Source organism: Paenibacillus sp. UNC217MF, from assembly GCF_000686865.1.
Lineage (GTDB): Bacteria > Bacillota > Bacilli > Paenibacillales > Paenibacillaceae > Paenibacillus_B > Paenibacillus_B suaedae.
On the sequence record NZ_JMLT01000020.1, the window covers coordinates 18,111 to 43,326 of the forward strand.

Sequence of the window (25,216 nt, forward strand, 5' to 3'; positions counted from 1 at the left end):
CTCCTACTCAGAAATGATTCTTTTCTCTTTCAGAAACAGAAACCAATCATCCTGTTCAGAATCCAGGATCACCTTGCAATATCCAGATCCGAACACAACATTTTGCATAAAGAAATCTAATTCTCCAAAGCCATTCATCGTAGTTCCGTCTTCATCCAATTGATAAACATTCCCGTCAAATCTGTTCATGAGTAATGGTTCATAAAGAATCTGGCCTATTGCTAACCATGATTCTTTGTCATCTTGAATATCTGAGAGAACATATTGATTGCTCTCTAATTCGCTGTAACTCCAGAAATCAATGTCACCGCAACGTGCTCCATTTGTTACTTTTAATAAGTCGTAATATTTCCCTAGCTTTAACGAATCAGCTTCTTCATGAATCCCCGTGAACCCATCATTTAAATTTCCAAAAATAATCGTTGAGGGATCTTCTTTTAAACCTTCTTTTAGGCAATCAATCATTTTTTTAATGTCTTCGTTCATTCAAATCCATCCTCTACTTAAAAAGAATCTTGAATTCTGTAGCCTGCTTTTTGTGCCAACTCCTTAATTTCATTAATGTCAGTTGATGGAATCGTGATTAGAACGTAACAGTCACTTTCGATATCCAAACATGCCAACGAGATTCCCTTTTCACTTAGCCTTTTGGAAATTTCATTTAAATACTGAGATGTCGGCAGCTCATCAAATTCTCCATCCTCAAACTCTTCCCAGCTTATGCACGCCATTTTCTTTCTATCCAGCAATTCATCTACAACATCACATAGGTATAAACCTGATTCTTTCCAATCGATTTCAAATGCCAAATCATGATCAAGAAGTGCGTCAACCAACGAAATCCATGCCAATTGATCAATCGGGCTATCGATCCCTCTTTCATCTAATCGATCTTTGAATTTCTCGAAATAGGCTTCTGGCTTTTCTATAGCTAATGAAACTTCTGAATAAATTACTTCTTCCACATCATATGAAAGCCTTTGCACAAGTAACAGCATTGCATTCATACACTCACTCCTTTTCCAACTACAGTTGAAGGTACCTCATATTCTTTTTAAAACTTCACAATCAAGTGTCTTTAACGTATGATGCGTTGCGAATCAGGTACTTTTTCATTTTGAATTACGAATTGCAATATCTCATCCTCATCAATGTTATACCCTGGTTTATCCTTTGGAATTTCGGCCAGAGGTGTTTGAAGCAACGGATGATCTATATTAGGGGTAGCTAGTCCCTCTTTTTCTCTAATTAGTCGAATGCAATAATAATCGTAAGGAATACAGTCGAACGATAAAATTTCACTTAATTTATATGGTGTGTCGCTTAAACTATAGATGTGAAAATCACATAGTTCATATAGGTACTCTCCAAAATGATTTGTATCGTTCCAACTGCGCATTAATTTTTGATAGACATGATCTTCCGGTAAAATATCAAACAATTCAGGCATGTCTCCCGTTTTCCATTTGTGATATAGGCAAGTCATAAAAACATGATGCGTCTTATTCTCCTCATAAAAATCTCGATCTTTCGTGAACATATTCGTTGCATATTTGTAGGCTAGCTCTGTAATATCTTCATAACCCCACAATAAGGAAAGCCCGATAAGCCCACCTATTTGTCTGTCCGATACACTTCCTCTACTCGGATTGCTTTTGATCATTTGTATCAACCAAAAAAGTTGCTGCTCTAATAAAATCCATGCTGATGGTTCCCCGTTTAGTATTCTATGTTTTGCATTCATTTCAAGGTGAACACCTATTCCCATTTTTAAGCGATCCGCTAAACGATTTCTTTCGTTTTTTTCAATTAAGTCCTTCATTTCGTTCATTCTATTATCTCGTAATTCCTTCACTTCTTCGTCTGAGATTACTCGTTTTTTGTACTCTTTCATCGCTCGATCAAAATACTTCCAATATTTATTCGTGCGCATTCTTCCACCCCTTCACATTAAGAATATTGCCAATAACTTTGTATGGGGTTCTCAATCGAACCTTCTAACATTTGTGCATATAAATAGATAGCACCGAACGCAAAGGGATAACTTTTTCTCGGCTTTATGAGTGTATCTGGATACCCATCCTCATCGACCTGGAATATGAAATCAAAACCGTTTTCATGCAACTCCTTATAGTAATACTTTTCTCCCTGGATATGCCTTGGAGTTCCCCCAAATTTAATAAGAAAACGTTCTTCAAATGACGCTTTATCACTTACAATGTTGGCTTCTGAAATAAAGTGCTTTACTAAATCAGGATTGGTAAAAGTATCAAGTTTACTTTCTTCTGTTTTAGGATGTTTCATTGTGAATAATGAACAATCTGGATATCTATTTTTCGAAATACGATCTTCAAACTGTTTAGGAGCGAATATGGAGAGCATCTCATTATCATCAAATGGGTTAACGATAGACAAATAAAAATACCTCTCCATATCCTTATTTACCATGTCTTCTAGTTCATCAAAATAAGCCGGTGCATTCCCTCCGATCCATCCATTACGACTATCCTTTTCGCTCGTTTGACAAAGCATACACTCTTTTCGTTCTTTAAGCATTTTGAAATCTCCCATTGTGATCTCCCTTCTCTATTTACATTTCGGGTGATACCGTCCTGTCCATCTCCTCAACATACTTCGACATTTATCGAGTTAAATCCTACCAAAAGAATAGGGGTGAGCTGTGTTTAAAAACGTCAAAAGCCCGCCAAAAGGCAGGCTCTCGTTCTTAATTGGATTTTGGCGATGGCATCAACGTGTTACCGTAGTCTACTCCGATGGTTAACGTCCCCATATAATATCTCTCTCCCCATTTCGTATACTTAGGCCACCCTCCTTGAACCCCATGAGATAGCGTAAGAACAAAATCATTTTCATTGATGTAGGGACTGAGTTGTCTTGAATTGTATGGTGGCAAGGATTCAATTTCATAGGTAAGCTCTTGAGGGAAAAATAATTGCGTTGTTAATATTTCTTTTAAACCATCAATTATTTTGATGTGAATATGAGGCGTTCTAAGATGATACCACGCTGGGATTATAGTCAAAAACTCAACCATGCCATTCACGTCTGTAAACTGGCGCCCACGTAGAAATGTTTTATGGTCTGTCGGTGTGGCAGTTTGTCCTGGAGCGAAGCTACTATTTTCATACCCTGAAAATCCTGAATAAACACCACAGGCGTTACTATTCCAAATATCAACGGCCAACCCACAGATGGGTCTGCATCCCTTAACATCAACCACTCTTAATCGAAGTAAGAGGTCAACCCCATATTGGTCTTCTCGAACATCTTTTCGAATCATGGAATTCTTCAGATAAAAGGGCCCTTCACTCGTAGAACTCGTAAGTAGACATCTATCTGTATCCTCAAAACTATAGCTTACAATACAAAATTCGTTATACTGCTGTTTCAAGATATTTTTCTTGACCCATTGATTACACGGATTGTTCATATCACGGAACATACATGCGGTTCTCCTTTGGGTTTCTGATTATATCCTGAGCATATGCCTATATTCCGTAAAAAGTGCAATTTGTTTAGGAAACCGCTGTCAGGCGATTCATGAATGGGAAACATCCCGATATCTGAGGGAACGACAATTGACTCAGGTAGAAGTGATAAAGGATTGGGAAAAGTTCTATAGAAGAAAATAAGCTCAAGCGTCGGTCTGGGAAGCCCGGCGCCTGAACTTTTATAAGGGATTAGTGGCAATTCACATTACACTGAACCGGATACGATATTGCCCCGGAACATCGTAGCGACACGTTTCGAACTTCTTGCGATAGCTTCAGCCGAACAAGAAGCTTCAACTAGCACCATATTTGCATCGTCTCCGACTTTGGGCCACACTCTTTCACCATTATCATTTAATGGTGTCTTGCCATCGGTAATAAATTGCAGCGTCCGGGCTAATGCCCGCTCATCGGACCATCCGTACATTTCCGCCAAACGACCAGCGCGTTTCAAAATATCCCCATCTCCAAAAGGCGACCACACGTCAAAAATATTATCGCATCCGACGGCAACCGTAACACCTTTCCGATGTAATAAACCAACTGGCGGAAACTTGCGGTTTATCGGTACGCTGGTAATGATGGAGATCCCTGCATCCGCCAGAAGCTCTCCCATGACTTCCGCTTGAGCTTGAGGGATATCCCCCAACCCAAAGGCATGGCTGACGGCAACCTTGCCTTGCAATCCTGCTTCTTTTGTTAGCTCGGCCAATCGTTTTATCGTAAACACACCAAGATGATCGGCGTCATGCAAGTGCAGGTCAATGCCCGCATTTCCTTCTACGGCTAGCTCCACCATTTCCTGCAAAGAAGCTTCGAGATCACCATCCACCGTGGCTGGATCGACCCCGCCCACGAAGCTTGCTCCTTGGCGAAGGGCTTCCCGAACCAACTGTTTCGACTTGGAACGCAATAAACCATGCTGTGGAAAAGCAACGATTTCGTAGGTCAGCTTCCCTTCAAATGTTTGCAATGCTCGCTTCACTTGTTCCAAATTCCCCAATCCAACCTCAGGATAAACATCGACATGCGTGCGCACATGCCTTACACCAGACTTCACATAAATATCTAGCAGCTGTTCCGCGCGTTCTTGCGTCGTTGTTTCCAAAGAAGGAAGTGCTTGCTTCTCGATGTCAAACCGTTCAAAAATATGGCTTGCAGGTGTTACCGCACGCCACCGATCACCAAGTAATGTTTTATCCAAATGACAATGTTTTTCGATGAATGAAGGCAGCACCAGGCGCCGTTTCGCATCTTTCTTAGGGAGTTCATCCTGAACGAGCTCAACCGCTGGGACGATCTTCGCCAATTTCCCCTCCTGGATCAAGAGATGATAGCATTCGGTTTCGGTACCCGTAATCTCACCGTTATCTTCCTGAAATCCCGTTTCCAACAGGACATTGGTTAACCAATAAGCAGTATTCAAAGAAGCTCATCCTTTCTACGTTCTATGATAAAAGTTCTAAAGTTCTCCGGCCGCCAGATTCCCCTGAAAGATAACCGCGACCCTTCTTGCTCTTCGTCCAACCGCTTCGGCTGAACAACTTGCATCAACGAGAACGAGGTCGGCAGCGTCTCCGACATTAGGCCAGATGCGTTGTCCATCTGTATTTAAAGGTGTTACACCGCCTGTAATATACCCCAGTGTTTGTCCAAGGGAACGTTCGTCCTTCAGGCCGAATCGTTCCGCTAATGTACCTGCTTTTTCAAGACTATCTCCTTTGCCAAAAGGAGACCAGTGATCCGTGATGCTGTCATCACCGAGGGAGATTTGCACACCCTTTTTGCTTAAGAGCGGAATCGGAATTGTCTTTCCAAGCGAAACCGAGGATGTAATCGTAATCCGCTGCTCAGCTAACAGGTCTGCCACTTGACTTGCCTCTTCCAGAGAAATGTCAGCCAATGCCAGAGCATGGCTGATGTTGACTCTTCCTTGCCACCCGGCTTCCTCTGTTAACGCGGCCAATCGTTGGAAGGTAAAAATGCCAAGATGGCCTGGATCATGGATATGAAGATCAACACCCGCATCCGCTTCCACCGCAAGCTCCATCACCGTGTTCAGCGACTTCTCGATATTGCCGTCGATGGTTGCAGGGTCAACGCCACCAACGAGAGCAGCACCGCTTCTTAATGCTTCTCTTACGAGAGAAACAGATTCACTGCGTAATAATCCATGCTGGGGAAACGCCACAATTTCAACCGAAGCTTTTCCTTTGTAAGTTTCTACGGCCTGAAGCGTGGCTTCCAAATTCCGTAGTCCCACGAACGGATCGACATTACAATGGGTACGAATACGGGTCGAACCGGCATGGGTCAGCAATCCCAGCAAGTTCTCCGCCCTTTCCTTCGCGACAGGCAACAAGCGCGGGAGTAATTCCTCTTCTTCCTCCAGCCTTGTCAAAAGTCCTTTGCGTGGAATCGTTGGCGCTTTCCATGGGCCGCTGTAATATGTCTTATCAAGATGAATATGCATATCGCGGAAAGAGGGAAGCATCAGATATCCATTTGCATCCCGTGTAGGCATATTCGTTTCTAAGGGTTGATCTGCGGGAACGATCTCACTGATTTCCCCATCTTCAATCTGAACATGAAAAAGCATGGTTTCTGTCCCCGTAACGATGCCATTCTCATATTGATAGCCGGTTTCCAACCGAACATTCATTAACCAGTAAGCATTGTCTGCCACTTCAGTCTCCTCCTTCACTGCAACTGTTTTCCCAAACCAGCCAGTAAGACAACCATTACAAGCAGCAAGAGACGAGACATCTTCTCGGCCTCCTTTATCGTGCTTTACAAATATGCTAACATGAAGGCGATCAAACGAAAAATATATAATAAATAAGTCATCTATATGTTTTTCATATACGAGAAAGGAGTCTATGCAATGATGGATATCAGACAGCTTCGCTATTTTATTGCGATTGTGGAGGAAAGAAGCATATCAGCCGCAGCGAGAAGACTTCATATTTCTCAACCGCCTTTAAGCCAACAATTGAGAGCAATGGAAGAGGAACTTGGCGCAATATTGTTGGAGAGAAACGGTAAACACATGGAAGTAACGGATGCAGGAAAGACCTTATATTCCTATGCCTTGCAAATGGATCAATTAATGCAAGAGGCAAAAATGGAAGTGAATGAGGTCGGAAATGGGGTAAACGGCAAATTGACGATGGGTGTAAATACGTTTTCGGTTCCTGATTTGCCTGAAATCCTCCATCAATTTCAACAGCACTATCCAAAGGTAACGTACAAAATCCAACAAAATGAGTCCGCTCATCTGTGTCAGCTAGTCCGGGATCGGGCTGTCGAATTAGCATTCATACGATTACCGCTTGAATTGGACGATTTCTCAGTTCTTCACCTGTATACCGAACCGTTTTATTTGATTACATCCCAGAAACAGAAACGGTTTGAACATGAAGTAACGCTTGCGGACATGGCTAACGAGCGGCTCTTATTGCCAAGCACGCAGGGATTAGGTGTACACTATTTAATCTTGGAGGCATACTCAAGGCTTGATATGCATCCCCCTGTTGTCGGCGAATGTTCCGACATATCGCTGTTGATGGAGTTGGTATCCACTGACTTTTGTTCATCGATCGTTCCGGAAACATTGCTTCATCGGCATAAAGGGTTTTCGATTCATGCGTACAAAATTTCTTCTACCGTTGGGATGTCCTCTCCGCTGGGGCTAATATGGCTCAAAAATCACCGTTTATCCAACACGGCCCGGAATTTTATCGATTTGTTCAAAAAAGAAGGAAGGTATCTTCAGCATCATGCGCATAAAGAAACGGATTGATTGAATGGACTGATTCAAGCCCTATTGTGGAGTCCAATTTTTTGTGGCATGTGGAAATTAAAAAAAGACCCTCGGATCATAACGATCCGAGATCTTTTGGGTCATCTTCAAACGAATGATTTCACGTCTTTGAAGCAACTCGTACGGAGAGCACATCAGACGCGTTGTGGAGAATTTAGATTTTTCAATCGAATTCCTGTGAAAATACTGCTCAAGAGCAGTACCAATCCACCAAACAGATAAGGCAAGTCGAAATGGATTTCAAACAAAATACCTGCCAGCATCGGCCCAAATATCGTACCGAGACTCGTGTAGGCATTATTCATTCCTGCCACAAACCCTTGTTCATTCCCGGCCACTCGGGACAGAAGCGTATTGATCGTGGGGCGCAAAATGTTATTAAACGTAAAGAATAACATCGTGAATACCATGACATAGAAGAAATGGCCAGAGAATAATAGGAATACAAGGGACACCGCCGATAACAGCAACATGGACACAATAATCTGTTTTTCCCCGAAGCGTCGTGTAATCCGGTCGGTCAGCAACAGTTGGTTCAACGTGCCGATGAGCGAACATACCGTTAGTAGAATAGCGATTTGACCCGTCGTGAATCCGTACACCTGTACGACAAAGAGCGGAAAAATTGCTTCAAAATGCGTCAGACCGAAGGTCATCGTGAAAACAATGAGCAGCATGACGAAATAGCGAGACCGAACCGAAAGCACGATTTGCCGGAACACATTGTCCCTCTTTTCCTTCATTTGACCATGCATCTGGCGAATGTTCACCGACACCGATTCAGGCAATCCCCAGAAGCTGCAAACCATTGCCACCACTCCTACACATGCGGATACATAGAATGGCATCTTGATGCCCCATTCCGCAAGCAATCCGCCGACACCCGGTCCGATAATAAACCCAGATGTCATTGACGCACCCAACCAGGACATCGACTTGCTGCGCTGATCATCTGCTGTAATGTCAGCAATATACGCAATAATGGACGGGATTAAGGCTGCTGAGCCTATTCCACCAATCAATCGCGATGCGAATAATAAAGTTAGATCACTTGCAAATGCTGCAAGCAGGTTGGAGAGTGCGAACAACACCAAACCTATCATAATCATTGGTTTACGGCCGTATCGATCTGACAAATTGCCTGCAATGGGTGAGAATAGAAACTGGGTCAGGCCGAAGCAGGAGACCAAATATCCTGCCGCCTGTCCGCTTGCCGAAAACTCCTCAAGAAGCTCCGGCACGATCGGAATGACAAGCCCCATACTTAGATTGGCGAGAAACATGTTCAACAGCAGTAATGGAAACGCTGACTTCGTTAACATTTATGACCACCTATATCGAATTGATAAAAATTACGAGTCGGAACCGAATACCAGTCCCCCTCTATCTGCATTTGTATATGTTAGCATGTGGCTATCTTCATTAAAAATATGAAAAACATATAGGGACTTAATATTTTTGATATACATAACATCCTTTGTGGATTTTGACCGTTCATCATTGCTTGATTGATGAAATTCGAGGGAATATGCCAACTACCAGAATGTCGATCTAAGTTAATTATTGACAACCATAATCATATAGGTTACTTTTAACCTATGTTACTAATAACTTAATGCAGTTATGTCAATCCAATTTGCAATATTAGGCTTACTGAGTGGGAAGTCCTCAACAGGTGATGAACCAAACAAGATTTTGAGGATTCGAAAGAGAAAAAAAGGAGAGATATCATGGAGAATATATATAAATCAGAAGTAGGCAAACGAGAAGTGTTAGGACAGTACCGAAAAATACTTGCTAACTGGCCAGTGGAAAACCACCAATACGAAGTTGAGACAAGCTTTGGATCGACTTTTGTCATTGAGTCAGGATCAAAGGACAATCCCCCACTGATCCTCCTGCATGGAAGCGTAGCGAATTCTTTCGCTTGGTATGGCGATGTAGCTTCTCTTTCACAAACTCACAATGTTTATGCAATCGACATTATTGGAGAAGCAGGATTATCAGCAGCAAGCCGACCAAGTTACCAGAGTGGTGCATATGCGCTATGGTTGAATGAAACCATACATGCACTTCGATTAAGATCCTGTTCCATTGTAGCTATGTCATTAGGCGGCTGGATGGCATTGAGCTTCGCTACCACTTATCCGGAGAAGGTTGACAATTTGGTTTTGCTTTGTCCCGGAGGGCTTGCACGTGAAAAAGCCAGTTTCCTATGGAAAGCAATCTTTTTCTCCCTACTTGGTAAATGGGGTCAGCTACAAATACTCAAATTAGTGGGTGCCGGTAATATTTCTCCATCATCGTTATCCGGATTAGAAGTAGATCTAACATTCGTATCACTAATATTCAAAAATTTCAAACCGCGAACTGCAAAAATGCCGCTATTTAGTAATCAGTCCCTTTCACAATTAAAGATGCCAATTTTCATGCTTTTTGGCGATTCTGATCAATTAATACCTGCTAGCAAGAGTATGAATCGACTGAAACAAGCTGCACAACATGCTAAGATCGAGCTGCTGCCTGATACAGGCCACCTCATTGTCAACCAAACAGATAGGATACTACAATTCTTGAATCCTCAAGGCAGTTGATAGGTTACCGCAAACAATAAAAGGGTTTCCCGACATCAGTACCTCCCGCCTAACAGCCGAGAAACTCTATGTCTGGAAACCCTTTGTTTATAGGCATTTTCAGCCTTATATTTAGCTACCTTTGACATCAATACTGCGCACAGCGTTGAAGAAACTATAAAAAGCCATTCATTCCACCAAATATCCTACCGAGAACATTAAAATATATGAAAAGAAGAGATAATCCAATCGTTATCAAAAGTGTCAAAAACAAATGTTTGCCTTTTTTTGCGATAGAGAGAAACAAAATGATTATCATGAGTAAATAAATTCCCTGCATCCATGGAATTAAATAATAATGTGTATGTATAGGTAAGTACGCATTACGTAAATTATACCCTTCTGCAAGCAACACCGCCGCTGGGAGGGATAACACCGTATTGGAGAATAATCCGTTCCCACCCGAGTACCACATCATATATGCACAAATAGGTGAGATCACCGCGCATATGCTCCAAAAAATAATGACTTTTTGCGGGAAAAAATGCAGTATGAACACTGTATATACATAATAAACGGTAAGTAGTGCCACAAAGAATGTAAATACTTTCACAGCCGCTTGCTTGGGCGAATCACTAAAGACCGATAAAAGCGTTGCTACAAATATCCACATGCCAAGCCGCGATCCAATGTGGTCAAGTATAGGGTTTGCGCCGGGATCATCCACAAGTTTCGCTACTAACCCCAAAACGGCTCCTAAAATGAAAGCAAATACGATTGAGAAAGCGATTCTTTTCGTATTTGATTTTATTGGAGCTCTAATCCTAGTTAACTTGTTGGATATCTCCATGATCTGACATTACACCTCACAATTCTATTGAACTGCAAAAGCTTTAGAAGCAAGAAAAGACCTGAACGAAAAGTTTCAAGTCTTTAAGGTTTATTTAAAAATTGAAGTGTTCGAGGGTAGAAAGATTAATTATTATAATCTTCCCCCTCTCCCCTCAGACTAGGTACAGTTTATTGAACTGTATCTTTTCCTTCAAGTCTCACTGAACAACACTCCACATGTGTCGTCTTGGGAATAGGAACATGATTCACTCCTGTATATCGTACGACCTCAATCACTTCAAATATCTCTTTTCAACTTGTTTTACCCAACCTGGAATTGAATCTAAGCGATGTGTAATTGAGCCATGGCTAATCTGAAGCACCATATCACCTTTATCGCTACTGTTATCAATGACAATTAGATGATCGATAAGGTGCATGTTGTTAAGTAAATTCTGAATTGAAGTGTCATGCCTTCTGATAATGTCCTCAGTTGGAATATGATGTCCGCCATTTCTAACTCGCACTGCAACTCGTTCTATATTTAAATGATAATCACCCAAACCTACATAAAACATCGTAATTTCAAAGATGCAAAAGAATCTATCCCTCGTGCCAAAGCATCCGGATCAATGTTCACACTGATTCCTAGTCGATCAACGATCAGGTTTCGAATCGTACTTTTACCGCTGCCATTATTACCAGCAAATATATACATAATTGGCGTTGGTTCATGCATGAGAAGCATCCGAATTGACAACAGGAACAATATCCCCATTGTTGTATTCCTTCACAATTTGACCTTCTACAGTTTTGTATACAATGTAAGTATCATTTGCTTTTGCGTCCAGCTTGGCACGATCTCCGGTGAGCTTAATAAGCTTCTCTAAATCATTAAATTTATCCATGGGCTTCACCTTCCCATCATCAGTATCGACGTTGAAATTAAATTATAACACAGCAGAACGATTTGACGTCACACCTTGATTGCATGTCAGTATTCTTCACCTGCGATTCTTCATGAAACAATCTTCGTTATCCAACTCAACTTGGCTTAACAACTTGAAAATTTAGTGAGAAGAGATATTGTTATTCTCATAACACATCTCATTTTCGGGTCATCATAGAATTGAAGCAGGCTTACGTTTTCTAAAATCTAATAGGGATATATTTATGTACAATTGAATTGTATCAGTATAAACATGTTCTCTAATGAATCGCATACTTTTATCGTACTCATCATCTGTGAAACAAGCAATTAAATAAAAAGCATTCTTATATTTGGTAGATCGCATATAATCCGTTAATTGCTTTTCATATCCTTTTTTTAAATAAGAACTGCTTGCTCTCTTTATTTCTACTAGAACCTTTTCATCTTCGTTAATATTTTTATATAACTTAAAATCAACTTTCCCATTTCCCAGTGCAGCCTCTCTAGTAATTTCTACTTCTTGATTATAAAAGTAAGCATCCATTATATTTTCTAAAATTAGCTGTATACGTTCTTCTTTTACTGGAACATCGTTCTCCCAAAATAATTTATATAAATTTCCGTATTGTATTCTTTCTGTGATATATTCCAACATTGAAGAAACTTCACCGGTAAGTGTAATATGCTTTGTTTTATATTGCTCTTGAATATCAAGGGGGAGTAATTCAAAATAGTAGTCTATGTTAATCCCCAATCTTTCTTCTATGATTGTCTTTCCAAGACTACGATTATTATATACAGAATCAATAAACAAAAAGTCTGTATCTGTAAACAAATAATCTGGATAATAAAGGATATTGTAAAAGTGACTCTCATGTTCTTCTAAGGAAAACTCAGAACATTCTTCAAATTCTGCTTGACTAGCTTCTTGAATTAATAAATGACATCTTTCATCAAAATAAATTTGATTAAACTCCGGCAATTCCTTTTGCAAATCTGCCATATAATCAATGAATTTATACAAAACAAATTCATGAATCGCATTCATTTGATGATAAAATGTGTCTCCTGTCCAGTAGTATAATTCTTCAAGTGTTTTTACACATTTATGATATTGTTCTCTGTATAAATACTTTGGGAGAATTTCTTCAATTATATCCCCAATATCCGTTTCTTCATTAAATACTTCCACCTTTAAAAAATGGTGAACTATATAATTATATGCGCCTTGGTAACCAGTCTCAAACAGAATCACCTAATTACCTCCCTTCAATTCCCCCGCCCTATTTATTACCCGATCTGCTCCAGCAAACAAATTCTTTACTTCAAGCGCGTGTTATGTCTCAGTCCGCAAACAATTTAATTAAGTTTCTTCATACTTTTTCAACGAAATTCTAAATACACCCGCCAATGTTGCAGAATTTAGATACGGCTGTCCAAAATGATATGTTGTATTTAGAAGCTGCTCTCCTACGATTCGATTAAACTTACTAACATCGATTATGCTTCTATCTTCCAATTCCTGTTCTACGGATTTTCCATATATGAATTCATATTCCTTCATCCCTTGTTTCAACCAAAATGTATCATAAAATGACGTACTATATGCTCGAAGCCAATCCCACATGATATCCTTATCTGCAATATTCGGATTCTCTAAATGACATCTGTGACATAGCAGTATAAGATTTGAAGCCTCATCTTTACCACCCAAAGCTTCAGGAACAATATGACAACGTTCTAATGAATTTTCGTACCCACATCTCCAACATCTTTCATGCGCTTCGGATGCATCTACACTTAATTCACACTCATCTACAATCGAAAACCAATAATCCACAATGTCCTTTTTTGAAGTTTTAATATTATGATTTACTATATTCATGCTCCCTCTCATCGTAAATAGTGTTTTTGACTGTCAATACCAAACTAGACAACTTTTCAAGAGCCATTTTTCTGTAATCAACTGGGCTCATATAACCTAGTGTTCCGTGAATTCGGTGTTTATTGTACCAGTTCACATAATCATGTATCTCCAATTTCAAATGCTGAAGGTTAGGCTATGAAAGGTCATTTGGTTAATGAACTCCGTTTTCATGATTTTAAATGTGGCTTCAGCAACGGCGTTGTCGTAAGGACAACCTTTCATGCTTAGAGAACGACCGATTTGGAACACAGTCAACATTTCACCGATCAACTTGTTCTTAAACTCACTACCACGATCGGTATGGAATAATTGGATCTGACGTAGATCACCTTTTACGTAAGCAAATGCCCGTGCTACTAGTGTAGCATCTTTGTTAGATCCCACACTGGAACCGATAATTTCTCGATTAAAGAGATCGACTAATACACAGATATAGTGCCATCTGCTTTTGACTCTGACATAGGTTAAATCACTTACTACAACACGTTTAGCTTCAGATTGTGAAATTGATGATTCAATTCATTGGATTGCTGTGACTCGTCATGTAGCCTTGTGAGGTTTGTATTGGGCAACTGTGTAGGAGGATACAAGGCCTTGTGACTTCATGATGCGACCAATTCGTCTCCTGGATACGATAAGTCCACGTTCATGAAGCTTAGCTTTAAGCTTTCTTGTACCATAAGCTTTCCTATTTTTCTCGAAGATTTCAATGATGGGGTCTGTGATGTCGTCTTCCTGCTGCTTTGGCTTTGCTTCATAATAGATGGTACTTCTAGCGAGTTGCAGGACGTCGCACATTGCTGAAACCGAGTATTTGTCACGATTACGCTAAATGACACTTACTTTCGTCCATGATCAGCGCTGCTTACTTTAAAATGTCTACCTCCATTTTAAGGCGTTCATTTTCTTTACGTAATGCCATAAGTTCATTCTCTTCAGCAGTGCGATTGTCTTTCTCTGAGAATGATCTTGATTGTTGATATTGCTTGATCCAACGATCTAAGGCTGATGCACTTAGTTCTTACTCATCTAATAGCTGCTCTTGACTTTCCATTCTCGAATAATTGAACCATTTGTCTTTTAAATTCATGAGTAAATGAACGTCTTTGTCTTGCCATAGTAGATCCGCTCCTTGTCATATTTCTCTTATTCTACTAGCCCTTATTTTTTCTGTTCAACTAAGTGTAGTCGATCCATGTTTTTCCAATGTCCACTATAAGGGGTGCACTCTAAGTTGAAGGGACGTTCTCTTAGTTCCTCGATTTATGTGATACTACATAAAATTTTTCGCAAACTATTTTCTTGTATTCAACATATATATTTGTTAATCGCTCCCCACCCTTATACAGCAAGGAAAATGAATGGTAGGGAAGAGGTTCATGACAAGCTCCGCACAACCGTTACCGGAAAAGGAAATTATAATCTATCGTATCGAAGTTTCAGAAATTCGTCCAAAAGCGCGGAGACCAGGAATATTATGTACGGGTAACATATACGCGGAACAATGTCGATTTTACAGATGACAACTTCCATATCGCAGATCTTGGTTTTTACAAAATCTAGATGTATCCTGTCATCTGTATTCTACGGGAACCCTATGCCCTTACCGAGAAGGATCTCCCGGAATTGCTTTCTATCATTACATGTTGGATCTCTCAGAAGGCCATTGCATCCAGAAGCGAATCACGGGCTGTGAATCGGCACAGAATACCTCGCTGTCACGCTATGGAGGAGCTGTTCCCTTGCCACCCGTTTGTCGGGGATGAAGCCTATAGCATGGGAAACTTCTGGGATGGCATCACGCGGCCTGAACTGCAGTGCCAATTCCAAGAGAGCAAATGCTACACGAAACCGGAGTGCCAGGATTGCTGGGGTAAACTCTACTGCAACGGCGGATGTCCCGCTAATGCCTTGCATGAAGACAGGCTCCATAAACTGAACCTCCGAGTTTAGTTGTGACGTCTTTCGCAAACGGATTGAATGCTCCTTGATAGCGAAGGTTGCCAAGTCGATTAGAGCGATGGAAGAGAGCTAAATGTAGATAGATGAAAGAGGGGCGTTGAGCCTCTCTTTCTTTATCATGGAGTATAAGTACTAGTAAGAAATAAACATTGACAACAGTTACTTGAGAGAAAGGATTCTAAAATAACATTCCTCTCAGCCAACAGTCTCTATTCTAAACTAAATGGTAAGCAAATAAAAAGTCATTCTTCTTTCGCATTATAATAGATCACTTTTTTTGTATTATTTCTGACCGTTTACTTTTAATCGGCGAATTAAATACTTCTCACGTATTTTTTTTAATTTATCTAGCTCATGCGAATCTAGATAATCAAGTACAATATTATCCACATATCGAAGTATTTCATCAATCGAAGCATTTTCTCTCAACATATAGTCTAAAATTTGAATTTTTTCTTCATCAATTTTCTTATATGGAATACTTAGTGATTTAAATTCACTAGGTACTAGTTCTCCTACGCCCCCGCCATAAAACCTACCGTTATATTCACATAGAGCTATTGTGAGAGAGTTATAGAAACAAAATGCTACTGATTTTGCCTCAAAGTCATCCGATAACCTAATATTATAAGCTATATCAGTAGTGAAAATACCTGGTTCATTGACTATAATTCTAGGTAGTTTATTATACCTCTTGAAAAACATAAGATTTCCTGAAGATATTATAGGTACATCGTACCATCGCTTCCTTTGCCTACACTTATAGCGAGTATTGAGATTGTCCTTTTCTCCGTTTAGAATGTATGCTTCTAATTCAGCTGAAAAGGATGATGAGTTAACGCCATTTAAATTGAGCATGAGAGCATTTTTATCAGAATTCAGAAGTTTTTCCTGATCATCTTCTGTACACACGAGCATGTTTCCTACAATAGAGCTTTTTTGGATTATTGGAATCACCGATTCTTGGCAACCCATCTTGTCAACATCCGATTTCTTCAATATAAAGAAATTATTAGCCCCCGTCACAATTCCAGGGGATATACTCCCTAAGGAGGATACTTTTGTATACTTACTTGATAAATTTTTTAACAATTCGATTTCATCATCACTTAATATTGAGTTAGACCACTTTGATAAAGGCTTATTTCTTTTTATTTCGCTATATTCTATAGGTCTAAAATTACGTACACTTTTTACAGTTGTATATCTAACAATTGGCTCTTGCCCTGAACAGTTTGTTAAATAAACTAAACAAACATCCTGCTCTATATCTGAAAAAACGCTTTCTTTAAATGTAATAATCTCGATACTATTAAATCTATCTTCAAGAAATCTCCTTAATTTTTCGGCATAGTGAACTTGTAAAAATTCAAATGGAAGAACAAAAAAAATTGCACCTGTATTATCATCTAATAATTTTACCGCGCCTAATACAAAGGAGACCCAGAGATTCTGAAATATTGATTCAGGCAGGGACCAATATTTTATCAACTCTAAAGATAAAATTCTATCTTCTTCAGATAGCATTTTTTTAGTAATATAGGGCGGATTCCCAATTATAAGATCATACTTTTCAGTAGAGTCTAGTGCATAATTAATAAAATTATCATTAATTAATCTAACCCTATCCTCTTTTTTCCTACACAGTTTTTCAATCTTACTTCCATCTAATTCTACAGCATCAATACGGCAATTATATTGTTTAAGCATATCTATAAATCTTCCATCCCCGACCGACGGTTCAAGTACTGCAGAAGCGTTGCATCGATTCATTGCATACTCAGACATATATTTAACCAATCTCTTTGGGGTGTAGAATGAGCCTGTCTGCTTATCGTTCACGTCTATTCCCCTTTGCCTAGCAAATGATCCAAAAGTTGATCTAACTCTTCTTGGATTTCAAAGAAAAGTTCTAATTCAATTTTTTCAAGTTTAGAGCTATTTTTTATTTTATATAATTCTTGTTTACGTTTCGCAAGCTCCATTGATTTCCACACCAATTCGGTTGGTCTTAAGTGAAATTTAAAAACACCGTACATATACTTACCTACTTTAGTATAATGCTCAATAGATCCACTTGAACTCCTCCCTAAATGCGAGTCATATTCTTCACTTGTAGGATCTACAAACCCATGTTTTCCATCATGACAAATCTCTTTATTCTTTGTTGGCCATTTTTTACCTTTCTTTCTATTGCAGGTAAAACAGGACATCACTAGATTAGAATAATCATTTTTTCTAGTTTCATCTGTAGATATTGGAACGAAATGATCTATTTCAAAGCCTCTTCTTGATACCCTAATATGCTTACCACAATATCCACAGATACTCCAGAAATCTTCCATTAAAGCATCTCTGTATTTAGCATAATCATTTTCAGCAGGTTGATCTGTCCTTCTGACTATCTTCAAATCCCCATGAATTCTCCTCATATTCTCCCCCAGTAATTAAAGCTACTCCTTCTTAGAATTAATGAACTTATCTAATTTCTCCATCAAATCATCGATTTTCTTATTTGTACCAGGTTTAAGTAACTCTGTCGGAATATCGTCGACTTCGCCATAAGATCTCAAAACTCTATAAAGAGCTAAGAAACGCTCTTCTTCATCCGCTGAGATTGAATTCAAGCTTCTTTTTTGATGTAATTCTGAATACTCTCTAAGATGGATTGATAACCTATTCCGAAACACTTGTGCTGCTTGCTTTATTGTGTCACATATTTCAGTAATATCATCTCCAGACATGATATTTCGATCAAAAATCAAATTTTTAACAACTAAATTTTCTCCTGTTGAATCCTCAGGATAGTTCGTGAGAATAATGCAGGGGAGATCTGGAAGTTGGTTGTTTATGTATGCTACAACTTTCGTACCCTGAAAGGCATATTTCGCAGTTAATTTGTGATCTACAATAAGACACTCAATGGAATTCATCAAAACCCAATTCAGTATTTCATCCAATGAGATGCAATTCTCTACAAATTGTAGATCAATCCCCTGGCGCTTTAATCTGATTTTATAATCTTTGTAAGCATTGATATCATCGTCCACATAACCAACCTTATACAACTCAAGCCCCTCCCTTATTCCTAATCCGACTTTCATTTAAAGTTATTCTAATGTGAAATCCGGACGTACTGTTAGTATTCTTGGAAAGATCAATCTCTCCATTATATTCGCTAACAGTCTTTGCAATTACCCACATTCCCATACCTGTTCCAATTGTTTCTCCGAACTCATTCCTTTTATCTGTTTCTGAAGGCTCTAAAATCCGTCGGGGCGTGTTCTTATAAGCTGGACTTAATCCTACTCCTGAATCCTCATAATCTATAACGATTCCACTATCGCTTGAGACGACGTTGATATTAATTTCTTTAACTTCTACTTTTGCACTTTCAAAAGACGTAATGCTATTAGTAATTAAATTGTTAAAAACACTTTCAATTTCATATGAGAAACACGTGAAAAATATGTCAGTAATCTGCAGATTAATACGAATATCCTTATTCCAAGCAACTTCATTCCATGAATTAACTAATGTTTGCAATAATTGCTTCAAATCTACATTTTTCATAGTTCTTTTATCTCTTCTAACTGATTCAATTGTAACCTTAAACCATGAATTAAATGAATTCTTTATCTCATTTGCAGCATTAATATATTCTATTGCTTCTTCTTTATCGTTATCAATTTCTAGTGCTTCTTTTGCCATAACGATCTTCATACTCAATTTATGAGTCGAATCTTTAATTTCATGTATATATGTATTAGTAACTATCCCAGTCGTAGCAAGTGCTCTTAATAATCTATTTTCATCTTCCAAGTCTCTTATTATATTCTCTTTATTCTCAATCACAGTCTTTGCTTTAGATACCTCTATAAATTGAGTTGATGCAGCAGGAGACTTATTAGAATTATTTTTACTCTTATCCTTTTCTTCCTTCTCAGCTTTTTTCAAGATTTCTTCTTCATATTGCTCAGTAAAGTGAATCTCATCATAATATTTACTTAAGATTCTACCTATTTTTTGTCTATCCTCTTCGAATAAGCTAATAACCCCTTTTATTACCTCTCTAAAATTCCCAAACTCCTTTGTTTCTACAATCCCCTCTCTATTTGCCTGATCCGGTAAAGTTAGGTTCGTTCTAGAAATATATACAGAACCAAGTATCTGATCAGCTGTTACCCTCCACTTCCCGTTAGGATGAGATATTGCTGCTGGAGATTTAGTTTTTCTGTTTGATAATAAAAGCCAATCATAATTTGAGGTTCTAGGCTCACCATATGGTCGGACTCTAAAATTGTCACGATAGAGTTTTATACCCCCAAATGTATCTCTAAAGTCTTTTCTACCAGAAAAATCTTTGTAATAATACTTTTCTTTTTCTTCTTTAGAAGCCGATAATTTTGAAAAGTATAGTACTCCTGAAAACTTACCTAATGTATTTTTAATTTTAGTTTTTTTAGGTACCAAATTTGAAATAGTAGTCACGTGTACTATAGGTTTTCCTTTAAAGTGTTCTCTTTCATCCAAAGGAAAACCAGCCTCATGAAAAACCCTATCAAATTGATCTTGAAAATCAAATTCTTCTCGATAAATCTCAACTATTACCCGTCCCATAGTATTAGCTTTGAATTTAATTTTATAATCATATGAAAAATTTCCATCGTTTAAAGTAACCGCTGCCTTAGTTATATCAGTGTTCTCACAAAAAAAGTATACACGAAATACATTTTCAATTTCAGGTGGAATCAACGTCGCTAAATTATTTCTAATACCTTCAATTAAAGATGAAGACCATTCATCTCTCAGAATACTTAATTTAAATATTGTTCCTGTATTCTTAAACTTTTGAGAGACTAGCTTTTTAAGCGACTCATTCTGTATATCTTGCATAAAATCTTCAATTGAGTATTTAATTGAATTTAGATCTGCATATATATCTGTAATTGTATTACCTGAACTAAAGTCACTCCAGTTTACATTCCATTCTAACCTTTCTTTCTCTGAAATAGTAATCATTTTACATCTATCAGATATCCTATCTAATGCAAATCGCCCTATCCCTTTTGCTCCTGTTTGGATTCTACCTTTTTTAGTTGTATAATTATCCACTTTAGATGAATAGCCTATGGTCATCCAATGACGCCGAATGATTTCTTCAGTCATTCCATGACCGTTATCACCAATATACAATGTTCCAGTTGATTCTTCATAATAAATAAAGCAATCAGAAGCATCAGCATCATAAGTATTTTTTACTAGTTCAAGTACTGCACCTTCTAGCCTCGATACATTTTCCCTACCAATTAATCGGGCTGTATACGCATGAACATTAAATGGGACTTTAGGCATTTGTTATTCCTCCTAAAACATGTATTCCTATCTTATTATGTCGATGTATATCGTAATTTAATTATACCTCATACACCAGGTAATAATATCCTTTTAATTCACTCCACAGTAAATTAAACATTAAAAGACCCAAGCAAATTACCACTTGAGTCTTCACTTCAGAAAAATGTAGGTTTAGAATTAAATATTATTTGTCCCCATATTCCCCATATCTGTGTTCTTTTAAATACCTTGTTGAAATTCCCTCCTATCATCACCGTTACGCACTCCACATGTGTCGAGTGTTCAGCCAAAACAACCCTGACACGATGTACCCCATCAAATGAAGAGCCAACCACCTGAATCGATTAGGGTCTTCCGTTTAATAATTACAAAGAAACCAATTTGAGAAGAGTAAAGAAACTTCCTGACCTATTTATTGTCACAACGTACTACGCCGTAGTTCATAAAAATACTGCACAATGGGATGCTTCAGCTTCATCTTCTCGACCATATTTAAAATTCGCTTTTTCCCAACTCGTCTGTCCACCAAAGCCAGAATATTCAATAAGATATCATTGCTCTCTATGCTTTCCTCTATAGAAATAGTTAAAAAGTTATTCGCCACAACGTTAAAATTCGATTTACTTAATGATGCCTGTGCTGACAAAAGCTCTTTTGCATATCCAGACATTTTTCTACTTCTAGCAATTACGATTAGACGATCCTCAGGAGCGCCCTTGGCATCCTTTCTAACCGCTTCAATTTCTTCATTGCTGATCGGAATTTGGATTTCTGAATCATTCTTAATTTCCTGCTCCGTCTGGTACCATTTGATTAAGCTCGTTTTATCACTCATATTGAATACATTCTTTTTATCTACCGAAATATAACAGATACCTGCTTTATCAGGTAAATAGCGATAGCTCGTTGCCCGGTATTCAACCCTTCCATGTAACGCAGGACAGAGAAAGCTCTCCAGTTGTTGCTTCAATTTGCTCCAGGACATGTAATCCCCCTATTTTCTACTAGAATTCCTTCCCTAATAGTGCGAGTTCAAAAAGGCCGGTTTTCAGCACCGAGAAAGTTGGATGAAGCTAGGGCCTGAGGAGCGGAGCGTACGTTTTGGGTACATGAGCACCGGAAGGCCCGGCTGAATTCAAGATTCGATGCCGAGTCCACTTCATGATTTACTTCGTGATCAAAAGCGGACTTTTTGAACAACATCTAATATTATCACATCTTTATTCGATTTTTAGTACGTATATATTGCAAATGTCCGAACAGGCTGGACAACAAAAAGCCGCCTCCCTTATTGGAGAGGCAGCTCGTTCTATTCCAACCCGTACTCAACCCATTCCATATTCCTTTATTTCAAACACCCCGGTCTTTTTCCATCCGAGATCAATTTATTGATCGCTTCGATTAATTGCGGAAGCTCACGCATCGTATCAATCGCAAAATCTGCGCCATATTGCATAAAGTTTTGCTTTGTCTTCGAGATCATCTCGGCTTGTTCTGCCTCGGATAGGCTTTCGAATTGCTCTTGGCTGAGTCCCATTTCGGAGCTGCCGACAGCAACACCAACTGACCACACTCCAGCATGGACTCCCTCTTTCACATCCGATGCCGTATCACCCACTTTGACCACTTTCCAGCATGCGGAGAGCTTAAGCTCCTCCATATTGCGATAGATCATGTAAGGGTATGGCCTACCATAAGAATCCGTTTCACTAGGTGTGACCAGATGATCGGGACTGTACCCCTTTTCCTTCGCGATAGGTACGATCACTTCCATCATCGTGCGGGTATAGCCCGTTGTAGAGCCGAACTTCAATCCTTGCGCTCGCAAGGTTTCGATCGTATCCACTACACCTGGAATCGGATCTGTGTATTCAGCTAACGAGGACATTAACGCAGGCTCAAATGCCGCATAGAGCTGCTCCACATCCTGTTCTGTAAATGGCTTGCCATATTGGTCTTCCCATAATGCCGAAACTCTGGGCATCGACAGCATCGCCCGAATATGATCGATTTTCAGCATCCCCATAGGTGCTCTAGCCTCATCCATTGTCACCTCGATACCTGCCTGCTTGAAGATATCGATGAATACATTCACAGGTGCAAAACATCCGAAATCGATGGCCGTCCCCGCCCAATCCAATATGATTCCTTCTACTTTATTCATGGTTGCAATGCTCCTTCATATATTGCTCAATAATATGGCATAGTTGATCAATGTCTTCCTCATAGATTTCCCCAATGTTCCCAATACGGAACGTATCCAAATTCGTCAACTTCCCTGGATAAATAACATAGCCTCTTTCTTTCACATATTGATAGAATTCGGCGAATTGAAATTGTTCGTTCGGAAACAGAAAGGTCGTAATAATTGGCGACTGGTAGTCCGCTCTAATGTAAGCTGCCATGCCAACCTTCGCAAGTCTCTCCCTGAGCAGCAGGTTATTGTGCTGATAGCGAGCTTGTCTTGCTGCGACTCCACCTTCTTCTTGCAGTTCATCCAACGCCTTGGAGAATGCAGCAACTACATGAGTTGGTGAGGTAAAACGCCATTTCCCGTCCTTGTCCATACACTTCCATTGATCATAGAGATCAAGAGCCAAGCTGCGCGCAATCCCTTGACATTGCTGCAATTGATCAAGCTTAGCAATAACAAACCCAAAGCCAGGAACACCTTGAATGCATTTGTTCGCACTGCTGATTACATAATCAATATGAAGACCAGCAACATCGATCTCAATACCGCCAAAGCTGCTCATCGCATCCACAATGAACGATTTCCCATAAGCTTTGGCCAGCTTCGAGACCCTATCAATCGGATTCAGTATCCCTGTCGTTGTCTCGCAGTGAACCATTGCAATATGAGTAATTTCTGGATCAGCTTCAAGCATGACCCCCAGTTCCGCCATATCCGGATACTTATCATAGTCTACCTTATGCTCGACATACGACAGCCCTATCACTTGTGCCATCTGTATCATGCGTTCCCCATAAGCGCCGTTGGAGATGATCAGAACCTTATGTTCTGGAGCAATCACGGATGTCATCACCGATTCTACGGCAAAGGTTCCGCTGCCCTGCATCAATACAACTGTATACTGTTCCGAATCCACTCCTGCAATCGTCAATAACTGAGATCTTATTTTCTGCGTAATCGATTTATAGTCATCATCCCACGTGCAGCGATCTAGCAACATTTCATGCTTAACGGATCGGGTCGTTGTCAACGGCCCTGGGGTCAATAATTTGTAGTTATTCATCATGATCTCACTCCCCGTTGTTATGAATTATTTAGCATCTTTAAAAAACTGCTGATGTTCCTTCAATAACTCCACGGTTAATGGCTGATCGAACTTCATCGGTTTCGCTGGCTTATTGACCGCATCTGTGGATTCCCCTTTGTACAAGGCAACAGGATAGTTCGTAATCAAATTTTTTCTCGCATCCTTACTAATCGTCTCAGCCATTTTCATCGCAAGATCCGTCACTTCGTTGTTCTTATTGATTACTGCAATGGACTCTGTCAACGAATAATTCCCTTCGATGGGATCAATATAATCAATCGGAGCTCCTTTTTCATGTGCACGTACCGCCTGATGACGAAGTCCAAATCCAGCAGCTACTTCTCCCGCTTCCACTTTCTTAATCGGTCCGGAACCGGATTTTTCTATATGCTGGCCTGCATTGGCAATGAGATCATGGAGTACAATCTTCCCTTCCTCAGGTCCATAAGCACTGATGATAGCCTGTATAAGCAGCCAAGCTGTAGAGGAATCTAATACATTTGGAATCGACACCAAATTCTTATATTCAGGCTTCGTCAAATCTTTGATCGATTGGGGAGCCTGCAGCCCTTTTTGCTTCAATACTTCTGTATTCACAAATATAGATCCTGTATTTGCCAAGATCGGCGTGTAGTAGGACGGATACGAATCCATAGCTCCTGTCTCAAATGCTAAATCTTTATACATCTTGTATTGACTCTGTGAACTGTCTAGGAAATACGAGCTCATGGTCACAAGATCAGCCTCAATCTTATCTCCTTCAGCCATCAGCTTGCCGCCTAGTTCTGACGTCCCCATCGATTGGAATTGATACTGCCCTTCATAGCCTGCGGATTTCAGTGAAGACTCCATCGCTGTTACTGCTTCTTCATCTGCGTTAGTGTAGATAATCACTTGCTTCGATTCCTTTGCACTACCAGCACCACAGCCTGCCAATACCACCAACATGCTTATTGCCAGTAATGACAAGAGCACCATCCTGAACCTTTTTGACATTCCAACCATCGTAATCCCTCGC

23 protein-coding genes and 2 pseudogenes are annotated in these 25,216 nt (G+C 39.5%); 3 read left to right on the plus strand and 22 right to left on the minus strand.

Going from position 1 to position 25,216, the window contains the following annotated elements:
• Positions 1–3: 3 nt before the first annotated feature.
• From BP95_RS0112170 to BP95_RS0112200, 7 genes are all read right to left on the minus strand, one after another.
• Positions 4–486: a hypothetical protein gene (locus BP95_RS0112170; protein ID WP_028532304.1), complete on the minus strand. Its 483-nt coding sequence runs from the start codon at positions 484–486 to the stop codon at positions 4–6.
• 17 nt (positions 487–503) lie between these two features.
• Complete coding sequence (locus tag BP95_RS0112175) at positions 504–1,007, minus strand: DUF6630 family protein (protein ID WP_028532305.1); 504 nt, start codon at positions 1,005–1,007, stop codon at positions 504–506.
• 71 nt (positions 1,008–1,078) lie between these two features.
• Complete coding sequence (locus BP95_RS0112180; RefSeq protein ID WP_028532306.1) at positions 1,079–1,933, minus strand: hypothetical protein; 855 nt, start codon at positions 1,931–1,933, stop codon at positions 1,079–1,081.
• Positions 1,934–1,950: 17 nt separating this feature from the next.
• Positions 1,951–2,556: a hypothetical protein gene (locus tag BP95_RS0112185; RefSeq protein WP_231515104.1), complete on the minus strand. Its 606-nt coding sequence runs from the start codon at positions 2,554–2,556 to the stop codon at positions 1,951–1,953.
• Between the two features lie 169 nt (positions 2,557–2,725).
• Positions 2,726–3,463, minus strand: a complete 738-nt coding sequence (locus BP95_RS31905) for a dioxygenase family protein (RefSeq protein ID WP_051614068.1) — start codon at positions 3,461–3,463, stop codon at positions 2,726–2,728.
• A gap of 254 nt (positions 3,464–3,717) precedes the next feature.
• Positions 3,718–4,938 (minus strand): amidohydrolase, encoded by a 1,221-nt coding sequence (locus tag BP95_RS0112195; RefSeq protein ID WP_028532308.1) that lies wholly within the window; start codon positions 4,936–4,938, stop codon positions 3,718–3,720.
• 36 nt (positions 4,939–4,974) lie between these two features.
• The gene (locus tag BP95_RS0112200) at positions 4,975–6,198 is read right to left on the minus strand and encodes an amidohydrolase (RefSeq protein WP_028532309.1); all 1,224 of its coding nucleotides are present in this window, start codon (positions 6,196–6,198) and stop codon (positions 4,975–4,977) included.
• A gap of 201 nt (positions 6,199–6,399) precedes the next feature.
• Between BP95_RS0112200 and BP95_RS0112205 the strand changes: the two genes are divergently transcribed.
• Entirely contained in the window at positions 6,400–7,314 is a 915-nt protein-coding gene (locus BP95_RS0112205; RefSeq protein WP_028532310.1) for a LysR family transcriptional regulator, read from the plus strand.
• A gap of 155 nt (positions 7,315–7,469) precedes the next feature.
• Here the strand turns inward: BP95_RS0112205 and BP95_RS0112210 are convergent, their stop codons facing one another.
• The gene (locus tag BP95_RS0112210; protein WP_028532311.1) at positions 7,470–8,657 is read right to left on the minus strand and encodes an MFS transporter; all 1,188 of its coding nucleotides are present in this window, start codon (positions 8,655–8,657) and stop codon (positions 7,470–7,472) included.
• A gap of 408 nt (positions 8,658–9,065) precedes the next feature.
• On the opposite strand from BP95_RS0112210, the gene BP95_RS0112215 reads away from it, so the two are divergent.
• Positions 9,066–9,929 carry an alpha/beta fold hydrolase gene (locus tag BP95_RS0112215; RefSeq protein ID WP_028532312.1) on the plus strand — a complete coding sequence of 288 codons (864 nt, stop codon included), beginning with the start codon at positions 9,066–9,068 and terminating at the stop codon, positions 9,927–9,929.
• Positions 9,930–10,083: 154 nt separating this feature from the next.
• On the opposite strand, the gene BP95_RS0112220 is transcribed toward BP95_RS0112215, so the two are convergent.
• The 6 genes and pseudogenes from BP95_RS0112220 to BP95_RS30230 form a co-directional block, all read right to left on the minus strand.
• Positions 10,084–10,758 (minus strand): DUF6518 family protein, encoded by a 675-nt coding sequence (locus BP95_RS0112220; RefSeq protein WP_028532313.1) that lies wholly within the window; start codon positions 10,756–10,758, stop codon positions 10,084–10,086.
• Positions 10,759–11,304: 546 nt separating this feature from the next.
• Positions 11,305–11,517 carry a zeta toxin family protein gene (locus BP95_RS34540; protein WP_442952328.1) on the minus strand — a complete coding sequence of 71 codons (213 nt, stop codon included), beginning with the start codon at positions 11,515–11,517 and terminating at the stop codon, positions 11,305–11,307.
• Positions 11,471–11,647, minus strand: coding sequence for a hypothetical protein (locus tag BP95_RS33545; RefSeq protein WP_197035287.1), 177 nt, complete (start codon positions 11,645–11,647; stop codon positions 11,471–11,473). The genes BP95_RS34540 and BP95_RS33545 overlap by 47 nt, the downstream gene beginning before the upstream one ends.
• Positions 11,648–11,860: 213 nt before the next feature.
• The gene (locus BP95_RS0112235; protein ID WP_028532314.1) at positions 11,861–12,925 is read right to left on the minus strand and encodes a hypothetical protein; all 1,065 of its coding nucleotides are present in this window, start codon (positions 12,923–12,925) and stop codon (positions 11,861–11,863) included.
• Between the two features lie 108 nt (positions 12,926–13,033).
• Positions 13,034–13,555, minus strand: a complete 522-nt coding sequence (locus BP95_RS0112240) for an HNH endonuclease (RefSeq protein ID WP_036667013.1) — start codon at positions 13,553–13,555, stop codon at positions 13,034–13,036.
• Positions 13,536–14,736, minus strand: a pseudogene (locus BP95_RS30230) (IS3 family transposase). Before BP95_RS30230 ends, BP95_RS0112240 begins: the two are co-directional and overlap by 20 nt.
• A 218-nt stretch (positions 14,737–14,954) precedes the next feature.
• On the opposite strand from BP95_RS30230, the pseudogene BP95_RS32445 reads away from it, so the two are divergent.
• Positions 14,955–15,632, plus strand: a pseudogene (locus BP95_RS32445) (SPASM domain-containing protein); the annotation flags it as partial.
• A gap of 209 nt (positions 15,633–15,841) precedes the next feature.
• Here BP95_RS32445 and BP95_RS0112260 read toward each other — a convergent pair.
• The 8 genes from BP95_RS0112260 to BP95_RS0112295 all read right to left on the minus strand — a co-directional run bounded on the left by BP95_RS0112260 (position 15,842) and on the right by BP95_RS0112295 (position 25,194).
• Positions 15,842–17,401 (minus strand): Eco57I restriction-modification methylase domain-containing protein, encoded by a 1,560-nt coding sequence (locus tag BP95_RS0112260; RefSeq protein WP_028532318.1) that lies wholly within the window; start codon positions 17,399–17,401, stop codon positions 15,842–15,844.
• A gap of 2 nt (positions 17,402–17,403) precedes the next feature.
• Positions 17,404–17,970: an HNH endonuclease signature motif containing protein gene (locus BP95_RS0112265; protein WP_197035288.1), complete on the minus strand. Its 567-nt coding sequence runs from the start codon at positions 17,968–17,970 to the stop codon at positions 17,404–17,406.
• A gap of 42 nt (positions 17,971–18,012) precedes the next feature.
• Complete coding sequence (locus tag BP95_RS0112270) at positions 18,013–18,627, minus strand: DNA-binding transcriptional response regulator (protein ID WP_028532320.1); 615 nt, start codon at positions 18,625–18,627, stop codon at positions 18,013–18,015.
• 1 nt (position 18,628) lies between these two features.
• Positions 18,629–20,914, minus strand: a complete 2,286-nt coding sequence (locus BP95_RS0112275) for an ATP-binding protein (protein WP_028532321.1) — start codon at positions 20,912–20,914, stop codon at positions 18,629–18,631.
• Positions 20,915–21,335: 421 nt separating this feature from the next.
• Entirely contained in the window at positions 21,336–21,902 is a 567-nt protein-coding gene (locus tag BP95_RS0112280) for an SF0329 family protein (RefSeq protein WP_028532322.1), read from the minus strand.
• 360 nt (positions 21,903–22,262) lie between these two features.
• On the minus strand, positions 22,263–23,081 hold the full coding sequence (phnX, locus tag BP95_RS0112285) for a phosphonoacetaldehyde hydrolase (RefSeq protein ID WP_028532323.1): 819 nt from the start codon (positions 23,079–23,081) through the stop codon (positions 22,263–22,265).
• Positions 23,074–24,174: a 2-aminoethylphosphonate--pyruvate transaminase gene (phnW, locus tag BP95_RS0112290; RefSeq protein ID WP_028532324.1), complete on the minus strand. Its 1,101-nt coding sequence runs from the start codon at positions 24,172–24,174 to the stop codon at positions 23,074–23,076. Before phnW ends, phnX begins: the two co-directional genes overlap by 8 nt.
• A 27-nt stretch (positions 24,175–24,201) precedes the next feature.
• Positions 24,202–25,194 carry an extracellular solute-binding protein gene (locus tag BP95_RS0112295; RefSeq protein ID WP_028532325.1) on the minus strand — a complete coding sequence of 331 codons (993 nt, stop codon included), beginning with the start codon at positions 25,192–25,194 and terminating at the stop codon, positions 24,202–24,204.
• Positions 25,195–25,216 lie beyond the last annotated feature (22 nt).